We start from the raw sequence: 17,877 nt of genomic DNA, 5'->3' as shown, positions 1-17,877 counted from the left end.
GAATGCAGCCCCGGTGATGCCACAATCGATGGACCACCAAGGAATCACCCGGTATGGCCACTCGCAACCGCATGCCGCCCTGGCATGAGATCTTCAAGGCTCCCAGCGGCCACGAGCTGCTGATCCGCCCCATCCGCCCGGAAGACGGCGCGCCGCTGCAGGCCGCCTTCAGCCTCTTCGGGCCGGAAGAAATCCGTGACCGTTTCCTGCAGTCGGTGACCGAGCTTTCGCCGGACACCACCCAGCGCCTGACCCACCCCAACCCGAAGACCGAAATCACCCTGGTAGCCGCTGAATCGCTGCCTGCCGGTGAAGCGGTGGTGGGCGCGGTCGCGCGTGCCTCGATCATCCCCGGCACCCGTGAAGCCGAGTACGCGATCCTGATCAGCCGCTTTCTGATCGGCCAGGGCCTGGGCCGCCAGCTGATGCGCAAGCTGGTGAAATGGGGCCGAGGCAAGTACCTGGACCGCCTGTATGGCGACGTGGCCGCCGAGAACGAGCCGATGAAGCAGCTGGCCGCCTCGCTGGGCTTCAAGCCGGTGCCGCACCCCAATGGCGCCGATGGCCTGGTGCGCATGGTGCTGGAACTGGACAACTGAGGTAGCGCCGGCCGCTGGCCGGCGCAGATTCACCGGCAGTCGAGCAAGCTCGACTCTACTTGCGCACACGGTCGCGACAAACCCTTCTGCTAAGATCGGCGGTCCATGTCGCGTACCTCATACCCCGCCCCGCCGTTGCCTCGCGCCGGCCAGCTCCGCGCCTGGTGGCGCGCCCCCGCCTCGCCGACCGCCCTGGCCTGGTACCTGGTCCAGGCCGCGCGCGCGCACGACGCGCCGCTGCTGGTGATCGCCCGTGACAACCACGGCGCCAACCAGCTCGAAGCCGACCTGCAGACCCTGATCGGCACCGATCCGGACCTGCCGGTGGTGGCGTTCCCCGATTGGGAAACGCTGCCCTACGACCGCTTCAGCCCGCACCCGGACATCATTTCGCAGCGCCTGGCCGCCCTGCACCGCCTGCCCACGCTCAAGCGCGGCCTGGTGGTTGTGCCGGTGCAGACGGTGCTGCAGCAGCTGGCTCCGCGCAGCTACGTCATCGGTGGCAGCTTCGACCTGAAGGTCGGCCAGCGCCTGGACCTGGAGGCCGAGAAGCGGCGCCTGGAAAGCGCCGGCTACCGCAACGTGCCGCAGGTGATGGACCCGGGCGATTTCGCCGTGCGTGGTGGCCTGCTCGACGTGTTCCCGATGGGCGCCGACGAGCCGCTGCGGGTGGAACTGCTGGACGAGGACATCGATTCGATCCGCGCCTTCGATCCGGAAAGCCAGCGCTCGCTGGACAAGGTCGAGTCGGTGCACATGCTGCCTGGCCGCGAAGTGCCGATGGACGATGCCAGCATCGCCCGCGTGCTGGGCACGCTGCGCGAGCGCTTCGATGTCGATACCCGGCGCAGCTCGCTGTACCAGGATCTGAAATCCGGGCTGGCCCCGGCCGGCATCGAGTACTACCTGCCGCTGTTCTTCGACCGCACCGCCACCCTGTTCGACTACCTGCCCGCCGGCAGCCTGCCGGTGGTGTGCACCGGTGCGGATGAAGCGGCCGTCGCCTTCTGGGCGCAGACTGGTGACCGTTACGAACAGCGCCGCCACGATGTGGAACGGCCGCTGCTGCCGCCGTCGGCGCTGTACCTGTCGCCGGAACTGCTGCGCGAACGCTTGAACGATGCCGCGCGCATCGAGGTGTGGGCACCCGAGCACGCACGCATCGCCGATGCGCATGCGCTGGGTGACCAGCCGCTGCCGCCGCTGCCGGTGGCCGCACGCGAAGCACCGGCCGGCGATGCACTGAAGTCCTTCCTCGGCCACTACCCGGGCCGGGTGCTGATCGCCGCTGATTCACCGGGCCGCCGCGAAGCCCTGCTGGAAGTCCTGCAGGCCGCCGAGCTGAAGCCACCGGTGGTGGCCGACCTGCCCAGCTTCCTCGCCGACGATGCGCGCTTCGCAATTACCGTGGCGCCGCTGGAAGACGGCTTCGCGCTGGATGAGCCGCGCATCGCGGTACTCACCGAGCGCCAGCTGTTCCCCGAGCGCGCCGGCAGCACCCGCCGCACGCGCCGTGCCGGCCGCGAGCCGGAAGCCATCATCCGCGACCTCGGCGAGCTGACCGAAGGCGCGCCGATCGTGCACGAAGACCATGGCGTAGGCCGTTACCGTGGCCTGATTGCGATGGACGTCGGCGGCATGCCCGGCGAGTTCCTGGAAATCGAATACGCCAAGGGCGACCGCCTGTACGTGCCGGTGGCCCAGCTGCACCTGATCAGCCGCTATTCGGGCGCATCGGCGGAAACCGCGCCGCTGCATTCGCTGGGTGGCGAGCAGTGGACCAAGGCCAAGCGCAAGGCCGCCGAGAAGGTGCGCGACGTGGCCGCCGAGCTGCTGGAGATCCAGGCCCGCCGCCAGGCGCGTGCCGGCCTGGCGCTGCAGGTGGACCGCGCGATGTACGAACCGTTCGCCGCCGGCTTCCCGTTCGAGGAAACCCCCGACCAGCTGGCCGCCATCGACGCGACCCTGCGCGACCTGGCCAGCAGCCAGCCGATGGACCGCGTGGTCTGCGGCGACGTCGGCTTCGGCAAGACCGAAGTGGCCGTGCGCGCGGCGTTTGCCGCGGCCAGCGCCGGCAAGCAGGTGGCGGTGCTGGTGCCGACCACGCTGCTGGCCGAGCAGCACTACCGCAATTTCCGCGACCGCTTCGCCGATTACCCGCTGAAGGTGGAAGTGCTGTCGCGCTTCAAGAGCACCAAGGAAATCAAGGCCGAACTGGAGAAGGTCGCCGCCGGCACCATCGACGTCATCGTCGGTACCCATCGCCTGCTGCAGCCGGACGTGAAGTTCAAGGACCTGGGCATGGTCATCGTCGACGAGGAGCAGCGTTTCGGCGTGCGCCAGAAGGAGGCACTGAAGGCGCTGCGCGCCAACGTGCACCTGCTGACCCTGACCGCCACGCCGATCCCGCGTACGTTGAACATGGCGATGGCCGGCCTGCGCGACCTGTCGATCATCGCCACCCCGCCGCCGAACCGGCTGGCGGTGCAGACCTTCATCACCCAGTGGGACGACGCGCTGCTGCGCGAAGCCTTCCAGCGCGAGCTGGCGCGTGGTGGCCAGCTGTACTTCCTGCACAACGACGTGGAAAGCATCGGCCGCATGCAGCGCGAGCTGTCCGAGCTGGTGCCGGAAGCACGCATCGGCATTGCCCACGGGCAGATGCCCGAGCGCGAGCTGGAAAAGGTGATGCTGGATTTCCAGAAGCAGCGCTTCAACGTGCTGCTGTCGACCACGATCATCGAATCGGGCATCGACATCCCCAACGCCAACACCATCATCATCAACCGCGCCGACCGCTTCGGCCTGGCCCAGCTGCACCAGCTGCGCGGCCGCGTCGGTCGTTCGCACCACCGTGCGTATGCCTACCTGGTGGCGCCGGACCGTCGCTCGATCACCCCGGATGCGGAAAAGCGCCTGGAAGCGATCGCCTCGATGGACGAACTCGGTGCCGGCTTCACCCTGGCCACGCACGATCTGGAAATCCGCGGTGCCGGCGAACTGCTGGGCGAGGACCAGAGCGGGCAGATGGCCGAAGTGGGCTTCAGCCTTTACACCGAGCTGCTGGAGCGCGCGGTGCGCAGCATCAAGCAGGGCAAGCTGCCCGACCTGGATGCCGGCGAGGAAGTACGCGGTGCCGAAGTGGAACTGCATGTGCCGGCGCTGATCCCGGAAGACTACCTGCCGGACGTGCACACCCGCCTGACCCTGTACAAGCGCATTTCCAGCGCGCGTGACAGCGAGGCACTGCGCGAGCTGCAGGTGGAGATGATCGACCGCTTCGGCCTGCTGCCGGATGCGGCCAAGCACCTTTTCGCCATTGCCGAACTCAAGCTGCAGGCCAACACCCTGGGCATCCGCAAGCTGGACCTGGGCGAGAACGGCGGCCGCATCGTGTTCGAATCCAGGCCGAACATCGACCCGATGGCGGTGATCCAGCTGATCCAGAAGCAGCCCAACCTGTATGCCATGGAAGGGCCGGACAAGCTGCGCATCAAGCACCCGCTGCCGTTGCCGGAGGACCGCTTCAACGCGGCCCGTGCGCTGCTGCTGACCCTGGCGCTGCGCTGACCCCGGCGCACGCGTTACCCTATGCACCACCCCACCCCATCCGGGCCCGCAGACGCGGGCCTTGTTGTTTCTGCGTGCCAAGGCGGCGCCACCCCATGCTTGATTCCAACCCTCCCGATCTGCTGCACACCGATGCCTGCCTGGTCGATGCACTGTCGATGTCGCTGCAGATGCGCGATGCCTACACCCGCCATCACTGCGACCGCGTCGGCCTGCTCGCGCAGCGCCTGGCCGTCCACTGCGACATGGACAACGACAGCCGCGCGCACGTCGGCCTGGCCGCGCGCTTCCACGACATCGGCAAGATCGGCATCCCCGATGACGTGCTGCTGAGCCCGCGCCGGCACACCGACGAGGATCGCGCGATCATGCGCGAGCACCCGGTGCGCGGCGAACACATCTTCCTGGCCACCGGCCGCAGCGATGCGGTGCCGGTGGCGCGGCTGATCCGCGCCCATCACGAAGCCCACGACGGCAGCGGCTACCCCGATGGCCTGCACGGCGAGTCGATCCCGCTGGGCGCACGCATCCTCACCGTGGTCGACGCCTACGACGCGATGACCAGCGCCCGCCCCTACCGCCAGGCGATGGAGCATGATGCGGTGCTGCGCATCCTCGATGAGCAGGCCGGCGGGTTGATTGACCCGTACGTGCTGAGGCGTTTCCGCGACATGCTGGCCGGGTAGCGTCGACCTCCCGGCCCACCACAGCAAAAAAGGCCCCGCTTTCGCGGGGCCTTCTGCACTCAGACAACCGCCGTGGCGATTACCAGATCACCACGCGCTTGTCGTCGGCGCGCACCATCGCATCACCGGCCTTGCACTGGAACGCAGCGGCGTAGGACGGCATGTTCGACGGTGCACCGTTGGCGCGGAAGTTGGCCGGTGCATGCGGATCGGTGTTCAGGCGCACGCGCAGCTCGCCATCGGTGAAGTTGCGGCGCCACACGGTGGCCCAGTTCATGAAGAAGCGCTGGTCCTGGCTGTGGCCGTCGACTTCGACGTTGGCCTTCGGGTCTTCCTTCAGGGCCATCTGCAGCGCGTCGTACGCCACGGTCAGGCCGCCCAGGTCACCGATATTCTCGCCCAGGGTCAGCTTGCCCTTCACGAACACGCCCGGCACCGACTCATAGCCGTCGAACTGCGCGACCAGCTTGTCAGTACGCCCGGTGAAGGCCTTGCGGTCACCGTCGGTCCACCAGTTGTCGAAGTTGCCGTTGGCGGCGAACTGGCTGCCCGAGTCGTCGTAGCCGTGCATCATCTCGTGGCCGATGACCGCACCGATGCCGCCGTAGTTCAGCGCCGGGTCGGCCTTGGCGTCGAAGAACGGCGCCTGCAGGATGGCGGCCGGGAACACGATCTCGTTCTTGGTGGCGTTGTAGTAGGCGTTGACGGTCTGCGGGGTCATGCCCCACTCGGTCTTGTCCACCGGCTTGCCGATCTTGTCCAGCATGTAGCGGTAGTTGAACGCACGCGCCGCCTGCATGTTGCCCAGGTAGCTGTCACCGTTGGTCTGCAGGCCCGCCCAGTCACGCCACTTGTCCGGGTAACCGATCTTCGGGGTGAAGCTGGCCCACTTTTCCAGTGCCTTCTTCTTCGTTTCCTCGCCCATCCACGGCAGCTGCTCCAGGCGCGCCTTCAGCGCCTGCGACAGGTTTTCCACCAGGTGCTGCATGGCGACCTTGGATTCAGCCGGGAACACGGCATCGACGTACAGCTGGCCCAGGGCTTCGCCCATGCCGCCGTTCACCGATTCCAGCACGCGCTTCCAGCGCGGCTGCATTTCCTTCTGGCCACGCAGGGTGGTGCCGTAGAAGTCGAAGTTGGCCTTCTCGAACTGGCTGCTCAGGTACGGCGATGCGTCATCCACGGTGTGGAAGCGCAGGTAGGCCTGCCAGGTGCTGGCCGGCACGTCGGCCAGCATCTTGTCCATCTCACCGAAGAAACCCGGCTGCGCCAGCGAGAACTTCTGCGCGGCCGGCACCTTCAGGGTGTCGAACAGCGCGGTCCAGCTGAAGTTCGGGGTCAGCTTGTCGGCGTCGGCGGCACTGAGCGGGTTGTAGCGCTTGGCCGGGTCACGCATTTCGATGCGCGACATCGAGGCCTTGGCCAAGCGGGTTTCGAAGGCCATCACGGCCTTGGCCTGCTCGGCGGTCTGTGCGGCGTCCACGCCGGACAGGGTCAGCACCTGCGCGATGTAGGCCACGTAGGCATCGCGGATCTTGGCCTGCGCGTCGTCGAAGTAGTAGCCCTTCTCCGGCAGGCCGAGGCCGCCCTGGCCGACGTAGGCGATGACGTTGGCCGAATCCTTGTAGTCGGCATTGGCAAAAAGCGAGAACAGCACGCCCTTGCCCTCGGCCTGGCTGTCGCGCAGGTACTGGGTGATGGCGGCCGTGTCGTTCAGCGCGGTGATCTTGTCGAGCTGCGGCTGCAGCGGGGTCAGGCCGGCGGCCTCGATCTTGGCTTCGTCGTTACCGGTCTTCCAGATGTCACCGATCTTGGCCTCCACCGAGTCGGCCTTGGCCTGGCTGGCGGCGGCCTGCTCGACCAGCGCGTGCTGCACTTCCAGCGAGCGCTCGCGCAGGATCTCGAAGCTGCCCCAGGTGGTCTGGTCGCCCGGCACCGGGTTGGCCTTCAGCCACTTGCTGTTGACGAAGCCGTTGAGGTCGGTACAGGCGGCGATGGACGGATCCAGGTCGGCGCTGTTGAGCGAGATCAGCGGGGTCTTGATCTGCGACTGATCGAAGGCCGGCTTGGCATCGGCGGTGGCGGCCGGCGCGGTTTCGTTCTTGCCACAGGCAGCCAGCGACGCAGCGATGGCGATGGTCAGGCCCAGCGGGACCAGGTTGCGGACGTTCATGGAGTCTCTCTCCGACGGCGAATCGTCCAGCGTAGCGGGCGCGGCGGTGCCGGGGACCGGCCAAAGGTCACAGGGGGACTGGGCTGCGGATGCATTCGTCCCTGGTGCGAGGGGTTTCACCCATGCCGCACAGTGGCGGCGCTATGCCAGACTGGCAGGTATCGCCCCCACGACACCCGTTTGAAGCACATGGCCGACAGTCCGACACGCCGCGATGAGACCGTGGCCGAGCATATCCGGCGCTACGGGTGGCATTGCCTGCATGTCCAACCAGATCACCCCGACCAAGCTCCTTTTTCCTACACCATCGGCTTCAACCAGTGCCATCAGGCCCCCGAAGTCATGGTCTTCAACATGCCCCGTGACAGGGCACATGCTCTGCTCAGTGCCTGCGCCGCGCTGCTCGCCGAGGGGCATCGGATACAGCCTGGCATCAGGAATGGCGACGTCCTGTCAGGGGGATACGACGTCATCTTCAGGCGCGTCGATCCCCGGTTCCACCAAGAGTACCTCGGAGTGGCCCTTCGACACGCGCCGGAAGCAGCGCTCGATGCCGTGGTGATGTTCCTTCCCGATGCCGATCACCGCTACCCCTGGGAGGATGGCTACGCATACGTTGACGTCAGCGAAGCGCTGGGCATCGTCTAGCAAAGGTCACGGGGCCTGTCCCTGTAGAGTCGAGCCATGCTTGACTGCGCCTTTTGCACGACATGAAAGCAGTCGAGCATGGCTCGACTCTACAAAAGAAAAGGCCGGCTTTGCGCCGGCCCTTCGTTCTTATTTTGCCTTGCCCTGATTGGCCACGGCTTCAGCGGCCTTGCGGGCGGCTTCCGGGTCACCCAGGTAGCGGAACGACTTCACGGTCAGGTCGTCGTTCAGTTCGAACAGCAGCGGGATGCCGGTCGGGATGTTCAGCTCGAGGATTTCCTCGCGCGAGACATTGTTGAGGTACTTGTACAGCGCGCGCAGCGAGTTGCCGTGGGCGGTGACCATAACGGTCTTGCCATCCTTCAGCTGCGGCGCGATGGCGTCGTGCCAGTACGGCAGCACGCGGTCGAGCGTGGTCGCCAGCGATTCGGTGCCCGGCAGTGCGTTGCGGTCCAGGCCGGCGTAACGACGGTCGTGGATCGGGTGGCCCGGGTCTTCCAGCTCCATCGGCGGCGGCGGGATGTCGTAGGAACGACGCCACACCTTGACCTGGTCCTCGCCGTGCTTGGCAGCGGTCTCGGCCTTGTCCAGGCCCTGCAGGCCGCCGTAATGGCGTTCATTGAGGCGCCAGGACTTGTTTACCGGCAGCCAGTCCTGGCCCAGTTCGGCCAGCGCACCCTGCAGGGTGTGGATGGCGCGCTTGAGCACCGAGGTGTGGGCGACGTCGAACTGCAGGCCTTCTTTGCGCATCAGGCGGCCGGCGTTGGCGGCTTCGCTGCGGCCCTGGTCGGTCAGATCGACATCAACCCAGCCGGTGAAGCGGTTGTCCAGGTTCCACTGGCTCTGGCCGTGGCGCAACAGTACGAGTTTACGGGTCACTGCAGGATCTCCAACGCGAGGAAAGGCAGGCGGACATTGTAGCCCCGCCCGCGCTCACCGCGCCGTGGCAGCGGCCATGCCACGCTGCGGGCGATGAAGACCGTGATCGATCCGGGCCATTGGCAAGGCAGCGTCGCCGCCGCCCGCGAACAGCAGCTGCAGCTGGCCAGCCGCGTGGAGCGCCAGGACCGCCTGCCGGTCAAGCCGCGCTGGCTGGCCGGGCTGGACGTGGGCTTCGAGGATGACGGCGCCACCACCCGCGCCGCAGCGGTGTTGCTGGATGCCCGCACCCTGCAGCCGGTGGCGCGGGAGATCGCCCGCATTCCCACGGTGATGCCCTACATCCCCGGCCTGCTCAGCTTCCGCGAACTGCCGGCCCTGCTGGCCGCGTTGGCACAGCTGCCGCGCACGCCGGACCTGGTGTTCGTCGATGGCCATGGCATCAGCCACCCGCGGCGGCTGGGCGTGGCGTCACACCTGGGCGTGGTGACCGACCTGCCCACTATCGGCGTAGCCAAGTCGAAGCTGGTGGGGCGCTTTGAAGAGCCCGGTGCAGAAACCGGCGCACACACGCCGTTGCTGTACGGCGACGAGCAGCTTGGCTGGGTGCTGCGCAGCAAGGTCCGCTGCAAGCCGCTGTTCGTGGCTGGCGGGCACCGGGTCAGCGCCGATACCGCGCTGGCCTGGGTGCAGCGCACGCTGCGCGGCTATCGGCTGCCCGAGCCGACGCGGCTGGCCGACCGGCTGGCTTCGCGCCGCGACGAGGGTAGAGTCGACTGCTAGTCGACTATCGCGCGCAGCGCGGGATTTCCAGGGTTTCCCGCAAAGAGCAGCCGACGCGACCCAGCCAGGACCTGCTACCGATGCACGTGGCCATGATGGCCCTGCACATCATGGTCATGGTCATGATCATGCGCGTGCTTCACCGGCTGCCCGCACGCTTCGCCGCAATGATCCGCCTCGATCTGCAGGGTCACGTGGTCGATGTCGAATTCTTCGTGCAGGCGTGCACCCAGTTCGCGGCGCAGCGCATCGGGGTCGGTACCATCACGCATCACCACGTGCGCGGTCAGTGCCGGGGTGCTCGATGCCAGGGCCCAAACGTGCAGATCGTGTACATCGAGCACGGCGGCATGCGCGGTCAACCCCGCGCGCACCTTGGCCACGTCGGTGCCCTTGGGCACGCCTTCCAGCAGCACGTTGATCGCTTCGCGCATCAGCACCCAGGTGCGCGGCAGCACCCACAGGCCGATCAGCACGGCCAGGATCGGGTCGATCGGCTTCCAGCCGGTCCAGCGGATCAGCAGCGCGCCGACGATCACCGCCACCGAGCCCAGCATGTCAGCCCACACTTCCAGGTAGGCGCCTTTCACGTTGAGGCTTTCACCACTGCCGGCCTGCAGCAGCCGCATGGAAATGAGGTTGATGACCAGGCCGAAAGCCGCTATCACCAGCATGCCGGTGGAGGCGATTTCCTGCGGCTGGCGGAAGCGCGCGATGGCTTCCCACAGGATGTAGCCGGCCACCACGAACAGCATCGCGCCGTTGATCATCGCGCCCAGCGCTTCCAGGCGGGCATAGCCGTAGGTGCGTCGTGCATCCGGCGGGCGCCGGCTCAGCCGCACCGCAACCAGCGCGATCATCAGGGCCAGCGTATCGGTGGCCATGTGCGCGGCATCGGACAGCAGGGCCAGGCTGTTGGTCCAGAAGGCACCCACCACTTCCACCACGAGGAACGTGGTGGTCAGGCCAAGCGCCCACCACAATGGTTTCTCGTGGCGGATTTCCGATGGCAGGTGGTCGTGGTCGTGGCCCATGGCAAAGCTCCTGTGCAATGCGGTCAGGCTACGCGCAGTGGCCGCGGGAGACTATTACGCTGTTTATAACATTGCAGCGACGGAGCCACGGCGCGCGGCCAGGCGTCGTTTTGCCTGTCACGCCAAGCGCTTTATGATGGCCGGCATCCCCGCCACCCCGGGGCGGGCCGCCGGACGCCGCGGCCTCCAGATGGAACTGCCAGCACAAGGAACCGGCCACATGTGGAACAGAAGGACTCTCCCCGTCACCCTCGCCGCTGCGTGCGCCCTGGGTGCCGCCGCCAGCGCCACGGCGGCCACCTGCGAACAGAACTTCAAGTCGGTCGGTGACCCGCGCAACGGCCAGACTTACCTCACCGAAGTCACCATCCCCGGCCTGAAGCCCAGCAGCGGCCTCGGCCAGCTGCGCAAACTGGCGCTGGATGAAGGCAACAACTTCGTCAGCGGTGATGTCATCACCGAGACCGAAGGCCAGATGTACATCATGCAGACGGATCTGAAGGTGCCGCTGGTGACGGCGGTGTCCATCAGCAACAAGGGCACCGTGCTGCTCGGCACCAAACTTGCCCGTGGGCAGACAGCCAAGGATGAGGACGTGCGCGGCGCGTTCTGCGGCTGGCTGAACCAGCTCAAGACCGGCAAGGAAGGCGAGGCCATCGCCGAGGCGGTGCGCATTTCCAGCGGCTTTGACAAGCCGACCCCGGCTACTGCCGTGGGCATGTCCACCGTGCTGGGCAAGGAAGCGAAGAAACTGCAGCGCAACATCAACACGATGCCGCTGAAGAATCTGTTTTCCGATGGCCCGCTGCCGGATACCGATTCGCTGTACCAGCCGATGTTCGTGAAGTATTTCGGGCGCCGCTTCATCATCGATGGGCAGGTGTATACCGCCCAGGCCAACAACATCAACAAGACCTTCGAAGTCGGCTACCTGGTGACCAAGATGAAGGGCATCGGTGGCATCGGTGGGCGCCAGTCATCCGGTGACAACAACGCCAACTTCACCGTGCACTGCGCACTGGCCAACGACCAGCGCGCCCTGGGTGCCACCCTGCGGCTGGAAGACTGGGTGAAGCTGGAAGGCGTGGTCGACAACATCGACACCGGCCACATCCACCTGCGCGACTGCCGCCAGGTGAAGTAAGCCGCCGCACGGCTAGCGGCGCAGGCGCCCGCGCGCCCACCACAGCAGCGCCAACGCCGCGATGCCGGCACCCAGCAGGCATACCGCGTTCCAACCGTGGCGTGCCTGCACCCAGGTGCCGGCAGCTGCACCGGCGCCGCTGCCCACCGCGTAGAACAGCATGTACAACGCCACCAGGCGCCCATGCTGTTCGACCGGTGCACGCAGCAGCAGTGCCTGGTTGGACACGTGCAGCGCCTGCCCGCCCAGATCCAGCAGCACCACACCCAGCAACAGCAGCCCCAGCGAGTGCGGCAACCCCAGCAGCGGCCACCACGCTGCCAGCATCAACAGCAGTGCGGCGAGGCTGACGCGCACCGCGAAACCGCGATCCATCCAATGGCCCACCCAGGCCGCCAGCAGCGCACCGACGATGCCCGCCAGGCCCAATGCACCGATCGCAGCGGTGGACCAGTGCAACGGCGGTGCCGACAGCGGCAGCGGCACTGCCGCCCAGAACACGTTGAGGCCGGCAAACAACAGCAGCGCCAGCGGCCCGCGCTCACGCAGCGTGCGGTCGTCACGCAGCAGCGTGGCCATCGACGCCAGCAGCGTGCGCCACGACGGCGGCACCACCGGCACCGGCAGGGCCGGCAGGCGTCGCCACAGCAGCAGCGCCAGCGCCGCCATCAACACGGCGGACAGCAGGTAGACCGCACGCCAGCCGGCCACGGCGGCCACGCTGCCGGACAGCACGCGCGCCGCCAGCAGGCCGATGAACACCCCGCCCTGCACGGCGCCGACCATGCGCCCGCGCTGGTCGGCCGGGGCCAGCTGGGCCGTATACGCGATCAGCCCCTGGGTGAGCGCGGTGCCCAGCAGCCCGGCCAGCAGCATGCCGGCCAGCAACCACGCCGCTGTCTGCGCAGCCGCCAGCAGCAGGAGCGCGGCCACCAGAGCCAGCAGCTGCATCCTCAGCAGGCGCCGGCGGTCGCCGCGGTCGGCCAGCGGCAACAGCCCGAGCAGGGCCAGCACGCTGCCGGCCTGGGTCGCCGCCAGCACTGCGCCAGCCACGGCCGTGTCGAGGGCGAAGGCCTGGGCCAACCGTTCCAGCAGTGGTTGCGCGTAGTAGACATTGGCCACGCTGGCACCGGCGGCGACCGCCAGCAGGCCGAGCAGTGGCCGTGATACGGGGAGGCTCATCTTCGTGGTTGCATTTTGAAACTGATGCACGGTAGCCCTGCTGGTTTTAAACTGCAACCAGATACCCCGATGGAGCCCGCCATGCATGCCGACAGCCCCTGCCCCGTGGCCCGCAGCGCCGACCTGCTCGGCGACCGCTGGGCGCTGCTGGTCATCCGCGATGCCTTCGATGGCATCACCCGCTTCGGTGATTTCCAGCGCAGCCTCGGCGCGGCCCGCAACATCCTCAGCGACCGCCTGCGCCGGCTGGTCGAGGCCGGCCTGCTGGTGCAGCAGCCAGCGGCCGATGGCAGCGCCTACCAGGACTATGTGCTGACGGCCGCAGGTCGCGACCTGTTCCCGCTGCTGGTCGCCCTGCGCCAATGGGGCGAACGGCATCGCTTTGCCCCCGGCGAAGCGCATTCCACCCTGATCGAACGCACCAGCGGCGCCGCCGTGCCCCGCATGCAGCCGCGGGACGCAGCCGGCCACGCCGTCGCCCCCGAGCAGACGGTCGTCCGCAAGCTCTGACAGAAGGTCACATCCCCCGAATGGGGGACTCGACACAGCTACCGGCGTCAAATAGCATTCACTCGCAATTGCATACGATTCCTATTGACATCGGCCATGGCCGCATCTTCCTCCTCTCCTGCCACCGGCACTCCGCCGGCCAAGCGCGTGCCGCGCGGTAACGGCCATGCCCTGCTGTGGGCCCGCGGCCTGCTCGGCCTGCTGGGCGGGTACGCCGTGGCCGCCTGCTGGGCCGCCGCACTGGCGCGCCTGCTGCCCGGCACCAAGGCCGATGCCACCCTGGTCGCCACCATGGCCGCTTTCGTGGTCTACGCGCTGGCCGCCATCTGGGCCTATGCCGCACGCAGCACCCTGCGCGCCACGCTGGGCCTGCTGCTTGCCGGTGGTCTGGGCGCGCTGCTGGCCTGGCTGCTGCGCGGGGGTGTGGCATGAGCAATCTCGGTGGCATCCGCCAATCGCAGTCGGTGCTGCATACCTGGTCGGGCCTGGTGGTCGGCTGGGTGCTGTTCCTGATCTTCATCGCCGGCACCGCCGCGTACTGGAAGGAAGAATTGACCCGCTGGATGCAGCCGGAAATCGGCCTGCCCGCCAGCAGCGCAACCGCGGTCACCCAGGCCCAGCAGTTCCTTGCCCGCACCGCGCCCGACGCGCAGCGCTGGAGCATCGAACTGCCCGACGCACGCAGCAGCGCGACCTCGGTCAGCTGGCAGCCGCAGGGCGAAAAGGAACGCCGCCGCGGCCAGCGCAATCCGAACCAGGCCACGCTGGATGCAGACGGCAAGCCGGTGCAGGTGCGCGAGACGCGCGGTGGCAACTTCTTCTACCGCCTGCACTTCGACCTGCACTACGTTCCGGTGCTGTGGGCGCGCTGGTTCATCAGTGCGTGTTCGATGCTGATGCTGATCGCCCTGATCAGCGGCGTGATCACCCACAAGAAGATCTTCACCGACTTCTTCACCTTCCGCCGCGGCAAGGGCCAGCGCAGCTGGCTGGATGGCCACAACGCGCTGGCGGTGCTGTCGCTGCCGTTCCATCTGATGATCACCTACACCGGCCTGATCACCCTGATGACGCTGTACATGCCGTGGGCGGTGGATGCCAACTACCCCGGCGGCCGCGATGCGTTCTTCGCCGAACTGTTCCCGCGCGCCGAGAAGGCCTCGGCCAGTGGCGTGGCCGCGACGCCGCCGGCACTGGCCGAGGTGCTGCGCCGTGCCGAAGTGCAGTGGGGCGGCGGCCACGCGGCCTCGCTGCAGATCGAACATCCTTCCGATGCGGCGATGCGCATCAGCGTACGTCGCCAGCAGGGCGACAAGATTGCCGGTGCCGCCGACGCGCTTAGCTTCGATGCGCGCGCCAACCTGCTGGATTCCGCTGCACCGCGCTCGGCCGCGGTCATCACCCGCGACGGCATGATCGGCCTGCATGCAGCGCGCTTCGCGCCCACCACCATGCGCTGGCTGTTCTTCCTGTCCGGTGTCGCCGGCACCCTGATGGTGGCCACCGGACTGGTGCTGTGGACGGTGAAGCGCCGCACCCAGCTGCCCGATCCGGCGCGCCCGCACCTCGGCTTCCGCATTGTCGAGCGGCTGAACATCGGCTTCGTCACCGGCCTGCCGGTAGCGATGCTGGCCTTCCTCTGGGGCAACCGCCTGCTGCCGCTGGACGTGGCCAACCGCAGCGATGCCGAAGTGAAAGTGTTCTTCTACGCCTGGGCGGCCTGCGTGGTACACGCCATGCTGCGCGCACCGCGTCGCGGCTGGGTCGAGCAGCTGGCGCTGGCCGGCGTGCTGGCCCTGGGCCTGCCGCTGTACAACCTGGTCGCCTGGCACGGTGGCGCGGTATCCGCGCTCGCTGCCGGTGATGGCGCCAAGGCCGGCATCGATATCGGCCTAATGCTGATCGGCGCCGGCCTGCTGTGGGCCGCGCGCATGGTGCATCGTTTCGTGCCGGCGCAGCGCAAGCCGCGCGCCGCACGCACGGGCGCCCCCGCCGCTGCCGAGGCCAGCGCATGAGCGTGCTCGCCCTGCTGCTGGCCGCCGCCGCCTTCGCCTGCCTGGCGATGGCGATGGAGCGCCATCACCGCGATGTGGCCGGCCACGCGCCGCCCACGCCGCGCCGTCGCCTGCTGCAGGTGCTGGGCGTGCTCGGGCTGTTCGCCAGCCTGCTGGCCAGTATTGCCGCGTGGGGCATCGCACAGGGGTTTGTTGGTTGGTGCGGCGTGCTCGCCGCCGGTGCCGGGGCGATGGTGCTCTGGCTCAGTTTCCGCAGCCCGGCCAAGCCGGCGCCACGCCCGTCTTCCCGTTCCTGATCTAGAAACCGAGGTTCCACCATGTATCAGCCTTCCTCTGGCGCCCTGCGCCGGAACGTCCTCGCCTTGTCGCTCGCCTGCGCCGTGGCGCCGGCCTTCGCCCAGGACAGCGCGACGACCACCACCGAACTGGACCGGGTGATGGTCACCCAGCGCACCGAGGGCTACCAGGTGTACGGCACCAACACCGCCACCAAGCTGCCGCTGACCCTGCGCGAAACCCCGCAGTCGCTGACCGTGTTCACCCGCCAGCGCATCGAGGATTTCAACCTCATCACCATTTCCGAGGTGCTGCAGCAGACCCCGGGCGTCACCATCCAGTCCTACGACAGCAACCGCACGCTGTTCAACGCGCGCGGCTTTGCCATCAACAACTTCATGTTCGATGGCATCCCCACCAACTACACCACCGGTGCAGGCGGCAACTCGATCCTCAGCGATACCTCCATCTACGAGCGCATCGAAGTGGTGCGCGGCGCCAGTGGCCTGGTCACCGGCTCGGGCAATCCGTCGGCCACGGTGAACATGGTGCGCAAGCGCCCGACCGAGACCTTCCAGGCCAGCACCAGCCTCAGCGCCGGTTCGTGGGACTACAAGCGTGCCGAAGTGGATGTCTCCGGCCCGCTCAGCAAGGGCGGCCGCGTGCGTGGGCGCTTCGTCGGCGCCTACACCGACAAGGAAAGCTGGGTGCGCTTCCAGCATGACAAGTCGCCCAGCCTGTACGGCGTCATCGAAGCCGACCTGACCGACAGCACACGCCTGCGCGCCGGCATCGATTACCTGAAGACCGGCTCCGATGGCGGTGCGTGGAGCGCTTCGCCGCTGTACTTCCGCGACGGCACGCGTGCGCACATGCCGCGTTCCTACAGCGCCGCGGCGCGCTGGAACGAATGGAACCGCGAGAGCACCAACTACTTCGCCACCCTGGAACAGCAGCTCGGCGCCGGCTGGAGCGGTCGCCTGGCCTACAACCACCGCGCCACCGACACCGACTCGCTGCTGATGGCAGGCTCCAATACCGGCAACTGGGCCGATGCAGTGACCGGCCTGGGCCTGCGCATCGCCGACACGTATTCGGTGTCGGAGACGCGCGAGGATGCCTTCGACCTGTACGCCTCCGGCCCGTTCCAGCTGTTCGGCCGTTCGCATGAGCTGGTCGTGGGCATCAACCACTACGACCGCGACCTGGACACCATCCGCGCCGGCATCACCTCGCGCCCGTACAACGTCGCTGCCTTCCCCAGCATTTACGAGTGGGACGGCAACATCGGCAAGCCGACCACCTACAACTACGGCATTCCGTCGAACACGGTGAACACCACCGAGACCGGGTACTACGCCGCCGTGCGCCTGAACCCGATCGATCCGCTGAAGATCATCGCCGGTGCGCGTTATTCGGATTACCGCACCACCACCGACAACTATGACGTCAACGGTGTGTTCACCAGCCGCAGCGCGCGCACCACCGCGCACGAACTGACCCCGTACGTGGGCGTGCTGTACGACCTCAGCAGCAGCATCACCGGCTTCGTCAGCTATTCCGACGTGTTCCAGGCCACCGCGCGCCGCGACATCAACAACCAGCTGCTCGACCCGACCACCGGCGGCAACTACGAGTACGGCCTGAAGGGTGAATTCTTCGGCGGCCGCCTGTACACCTCGTTGAACGGCTTTTACATGAAGCAGGACAACGTGGCCGAGCTCGACCCGAACGGCGGCGAGATCAAGCTGCCCGATGGCAGCTCGCCCTACATCGCCAGCAAGGGCATCACCACCCAAGGCGGCGAGTTCGAAGTGTCCGGCTCGATCACCGACCACTGGAGCATGACCGGCGCCTACACCTACAGCTACAGCAGCAACCCGGATGGCAGCCGCTTCGCCAGCACCAGCCCGATGCACCTGGCACGCTTCAACACCACCTACAGCCACGGCCAGTGGACGGTCGGCGGCGGCTTCAGCGTGCAGAGCGAGATCTACCAGATGCAGCCGATCCCCACCGGCCGCTTCAATGCCAACGGCACCCCGGTTACCGCCACCGGCAAGATGAGCCAGGGCGGCTACGTACTGTTCGACCTGATGGGCCGCTACCGCATCAACGACACCCTGAGCGTGGGCGTGACGATCACCAACCTGTTCGACAAGGTCTACTACCGCAACGTCGGCTTCTTCAACGCGGGCTACTGGGGCGAACCGCGCCGCGTGCTGTTCAACCTGCGCGCGAAGTTCTGAGGTCGCCGCGCGGCGTCGGGCACCCGATTCCGCACAGTGACCCCCACCTTCGGCGCATGCTGCCGGGGTCGGCAACGGCGTAGCATCAGGAGCGGGCCTTCGGGCCCGCCTTTTTCTGTTGCCCGCCGA

At 67.4% G+C, this 17,877-nt stretch carries 15 protein-coding genes; 11 read left to right on the top strand and 4 right to left on the bottom strand.

Annotated elements, in window-relative coordinates; translation table 11 throughout:
• Positions 1-53 precede the first annotated feature (53 nt).
• The 3 genes from NQ204_RS12905 to NQ204_RS12895 all read left to right on the top strand — a co-directional run bounded on the left by NQ204_RS12905 (position 54) and on the right by NQ204_RS12895 (position 4,855).
• The gene (locus NQ204_RS12905) at positions 54-599 is read left to right on the top strand and encodes a GNAT family N-acetyltransferase (protein WP_079221197.1); all 546 of its coding nucleotides are present in this window, start codon (positions 54-56) and stop codon (positions 597-599) included.
• Between the two features lie 105 nt (positions 600-704).
• The gene (mfd, locus tag NQ204_RS12900; RefSeq protein ID WP_256644069.1) at positions 705-4,169 is read left to right on the top strand and encodes a transcription-repair coupling factor; all 3,465 of its coding nucleotides are present in this window, start codon (positions 705-707) and stop codon (positions 4,167-4,169) included.
• Positions 4,170-4,264: 95 nt separating this feature from the next.
• Positions 4,265-4,855: an HD-GYP domain-containing protein gene (locus NQ204_RS12895; protein ID WP_256644068.1), complete on the top strand. Its 591-nt coding sequence runs from the start codon at positions 4,265-4,267 to the stop codon at positions 4,853-4,855.
• A 79-nt stretch (positions 4,856-4,934) separates the two neighbouring features.
• Here NQ204_RS12895 and NQ204_RS12890 read toward each other — a convergent pair whose 3' ends face one another.
• Positions 4,935-7,028, bottom strand: a complete 2,094-nt coding sequence (locus NQ204_RS12890; RefSeq protein WP_256644067.1) for a M13 family metallopeptidase — start codon at positions 7,026-7,028, stop codon at positions 4,935-4,937.
• A gap of 189 nt (positions 7,029-7,217) precedes the next feature.
• On the opposite strand from NQ204_RS12890, the gene NQ204_RS12885 reads away from it, so the two are divergent.
• Positions 7,218-7,676, top strand: coding sequence for a DUF4262 domain-containing protein (locus NQ204_RS12885; RefSeq protein WP_256644066.1), 459 nt, complete (start codon positions 7,218-7,220; stop codon positions 7,674-7,676).
• Between the two features lie 129 nt (positions 7,677-7,805).
• Here NQ204_RS12885 and gpmA read toward each other — a convergent pair whose 3' ends face one another.
• Positions 7,806-8,555, bottom strand: a complete 750-nt coding sequence (gene gpmA / locus NQ204_RS12880) for a 2,3-diphosphoglycerate-dependent phosphoglycerate mutase (RefSeq protein WP_256644065.1) — start codon at positions 8,553-8,555, stop codon at positions 7,806-7,808.
• A 93-nt stretch (positions 8,556-8,648) separates the two neighbouring features.
• Between gpmA and nfi the strand changes: the two genes are divergently transcribed.
• Positions 8,649-9,338: a deoxyribonuclease V gene (gene nfi, locus NQ204_RS12875; RefSeq protein WP_256644064.1), complete on the top strand. Its 690-nt coding sequence runs from the start codon at positions 8,649-8,651 to the stop codon at positions 9,336-9,338.
• A gap of 74 nt (positions 9,339-9,412) precedes the next feature.
• On the opposite strand, the gene NQ204_RS12870 is transcribed toward nfi, so the two are convergent.
• A complete protein-coding gene (locus tag NQ204_RS12870; protein WP_116865437.1) occupies positions 9,413-10,372 on the bottom strand; it encodes a cation diffusion facilitator family transporter in 960 nt (319 codons plus the stop codon).
• A 220-nt stretch (positions 10,373-10,592) separates the two neighbouring features.
• Between NQ204_RS12870 and NQ204_RS12865 the strand changes: the two genes are divergently transcribed.
• Positions 10,593-11,516: a hypothetical protein gene (locus NQ204_RS12865; RefSeq protein WP_256644063.1), complete on the top strand. Its 924-nt coding sequence runs from the start codon at positions 10,593-10,595 to the stop codon at positions 11,514-11,516.
• A gap of 12 nt (positions 11,517-11,528) precedes the next feature.
• Here NQ204_RS12865 and NQ204_RS12860 read toward each other — a convergent pair whose 3' ends face one another.
• Positions 11,529-12,698 (bottom strand): MFS transporter, encoded by a 1,170-nt coding sequence (locus NQ204_RS12860; protein ID WP_256644062.1) that lies wholly within the window; start codon positions 12,696-12,698, stop codon positions 11,529-11,531.
• Between the two features lie 81 nt (positions 12,699-12,779).
• On the opposite strand from NQ204_RS12860, the gene NQ204_RS12855 reads away from it, so the two are divergent.
• The 5 genes from NQ204_RS12855 (at position 12,780) to NQ204_RS12835 (ending at position 17,748) form a co-directional block, all read left to right on the top strand.
• On the top strand, positions 12,780-13,208 hold the full coding sequence (locus NQ204_RS12855; RefSeq protein ID WP_256644061.1) for a winged helix-turn-helix transcriptional regulator: 429 nt from the start codon (positions 12,780-12,782) through the stop codon (positions 13,206-13,208).
• Positions 13,209-13,304: 96 nt separating this feature from the next.
• Positions 13,305-13,640, top strand: coding sequence for a hypothetical protein (locus NQ204_RS12850; protein ID WP_256644060.1), 336 nt, complete (start codon positions 13,305-13,307; stop codon positions 13,638-13,640).
• Complete coding sequence (locus tag NQ204_RS12845; RefSeq protein WP_256644059.1) at positions 13,637-15,223, top strand: PepSY-associated TM helix domain-containing protein; 1,587 nt, start codon at positions 13,637-13,639, stop codon at positions 15,221-15,223. The genes NQ204_RS12850 and NQ204_RS12845 overlap by 4 nt, the downstream gene beginning before the upstream one ends.
• Positions 15,220-15,519 (top strand): DUF3325 domain-containing protein, encoded by a 300-nt coding sequence (locus tag NQ204_RS12840; RefSeq protein WP_116864224.1) that lies wholly within the window; start codon positions 15,220-15,222, stop codon positions 15,517-15,519. The genes NQ204_RS12845 and NQ204_RS12840 overlap by 4 nt, the downstream gene beginning before the upstream one ends.
• A gap of 66 nt (positions 15,520-15,585) precedes the next feature.
• Positions 15,586-17,748 carry a TonB-dependent siderophore receptor gene (locus tag NQ204_RS12835; RefSeq protein ID WP_256644058.1) on the top strand — a complete coding sequence of 721 codons (2,163 nt, stop codon included), beginning with the start codon at positions 15,586-15,588 and terminating at the stop codon, positions 17,746-17,748.
• Positions 17,749-17,877 lie beyond the last annotated feature (129 nt).

Origin of the sequence: Stenotrophomonas testudinis (assembly GCF_024499815.1) — a bacterium.
Taxonomy (GTDB): Bacteria; Pseudomonadota; Gammaproteobacteria; order Xanthomonadales; family Xanthomonadaceae; genus Stenotrophomonas.
The sequence above is the reverse complement of the archived record's forward strand: the minus strand, read 5'-3'. Positions and strand labels throughout refer to the sequence as shown.

Bases quoted from the DNA above. Each gene is read 5' to 3' on its own strand.
- NQ204_RS12905 (WP_079221197.1), top strand. From the start codon at position 54: ATGGCCACTCGCAACCGCATGCCGCCCTGGCATGAGATCTTCAAGGCT.
- mfd (WP_256644069.1), top strand. From the start codon at position 705: ATGTCGCGTACCTCATACCCCGCCCCGCCGTTGCCTCGCGCCGGCCAG.
- NQ204_RS12895 (WP_256644068.1), top strand. From the start codon at position 4,265: ATGCTTGATTCCAACCCTCCCGATCTGCTGCACACCGATGCCTGCCTG.
- NQ204_RS12890 (WP_256644067.1), bottom strand. From the start codon at position 7,028: ATGAACGTCCGCAACCTGGTCCCGCTGGGCCTGACCATCGCCATCGCT.
- NQ204_RS12885 (WP_256644066.1), top strand. From the start codon at position 7,218: ATGGCCGACAGTCCGACACGCCGCGATGAGACCGTGGCCGAGCATATC.
- nfi (WP_256644064.1), top strand. From the start codon at position 8,649: ATGAAGACCGTGATCGATCCGGGCCATTGGCAAGGCAGCGTCGCCGCC.
- NQ204_RS12870 (WP_116865437.1), bottom strand. From the start codon at position 10,372: ATGGGCCACGACCACGACCACCTGCCATCGGAAATCCGCCACGAGAAA.
- NQ204_RS12865 (WP_256644063.1), top strand. From the start codon at position 10,593: ATGTGGAACAGAAGGACTCTCCCCGTCACCCTCGCCGCTGCGTGCGCC.
- NQ204_RS12860 (WP_256644062.1), bottom strand. From the start codon at position 12,698: ATGAGCCTCCCCGTATCACGGCCACTGCTCGGCCTGCTGGCGGTCGCC.
- NQ204_RS12855 (WP_256644061.1), top strand. From the start codon at position 12,780: ATGCATGCCGACAGCCCCTGCCCCGTGGCCCGCAGCGCCGACCTGCTC.
- NQ204_RS12850 (WP_256644060.1), top strand. From the start codon at position 13,305: ATGGCCGCATCTTCCTCCTCTCCTGCCACCGGCACTCCGCCGGCCAAG.
- NQ204_RS12845 (WP_256644059.1), top strand. From the start codon at position 13,637: ATGAGCAATCTCGGTGGCATCCGCCAATCGCAGTCGGTGCTGCATACC.
- NQ204_RS12840 (WP_116864224.1), top strand. From the start codon at position 15,220: ATGAGCGTGCTCGCCCTGCTGCTGGCCGCCGCCGCCTTCGCCTGCCTG.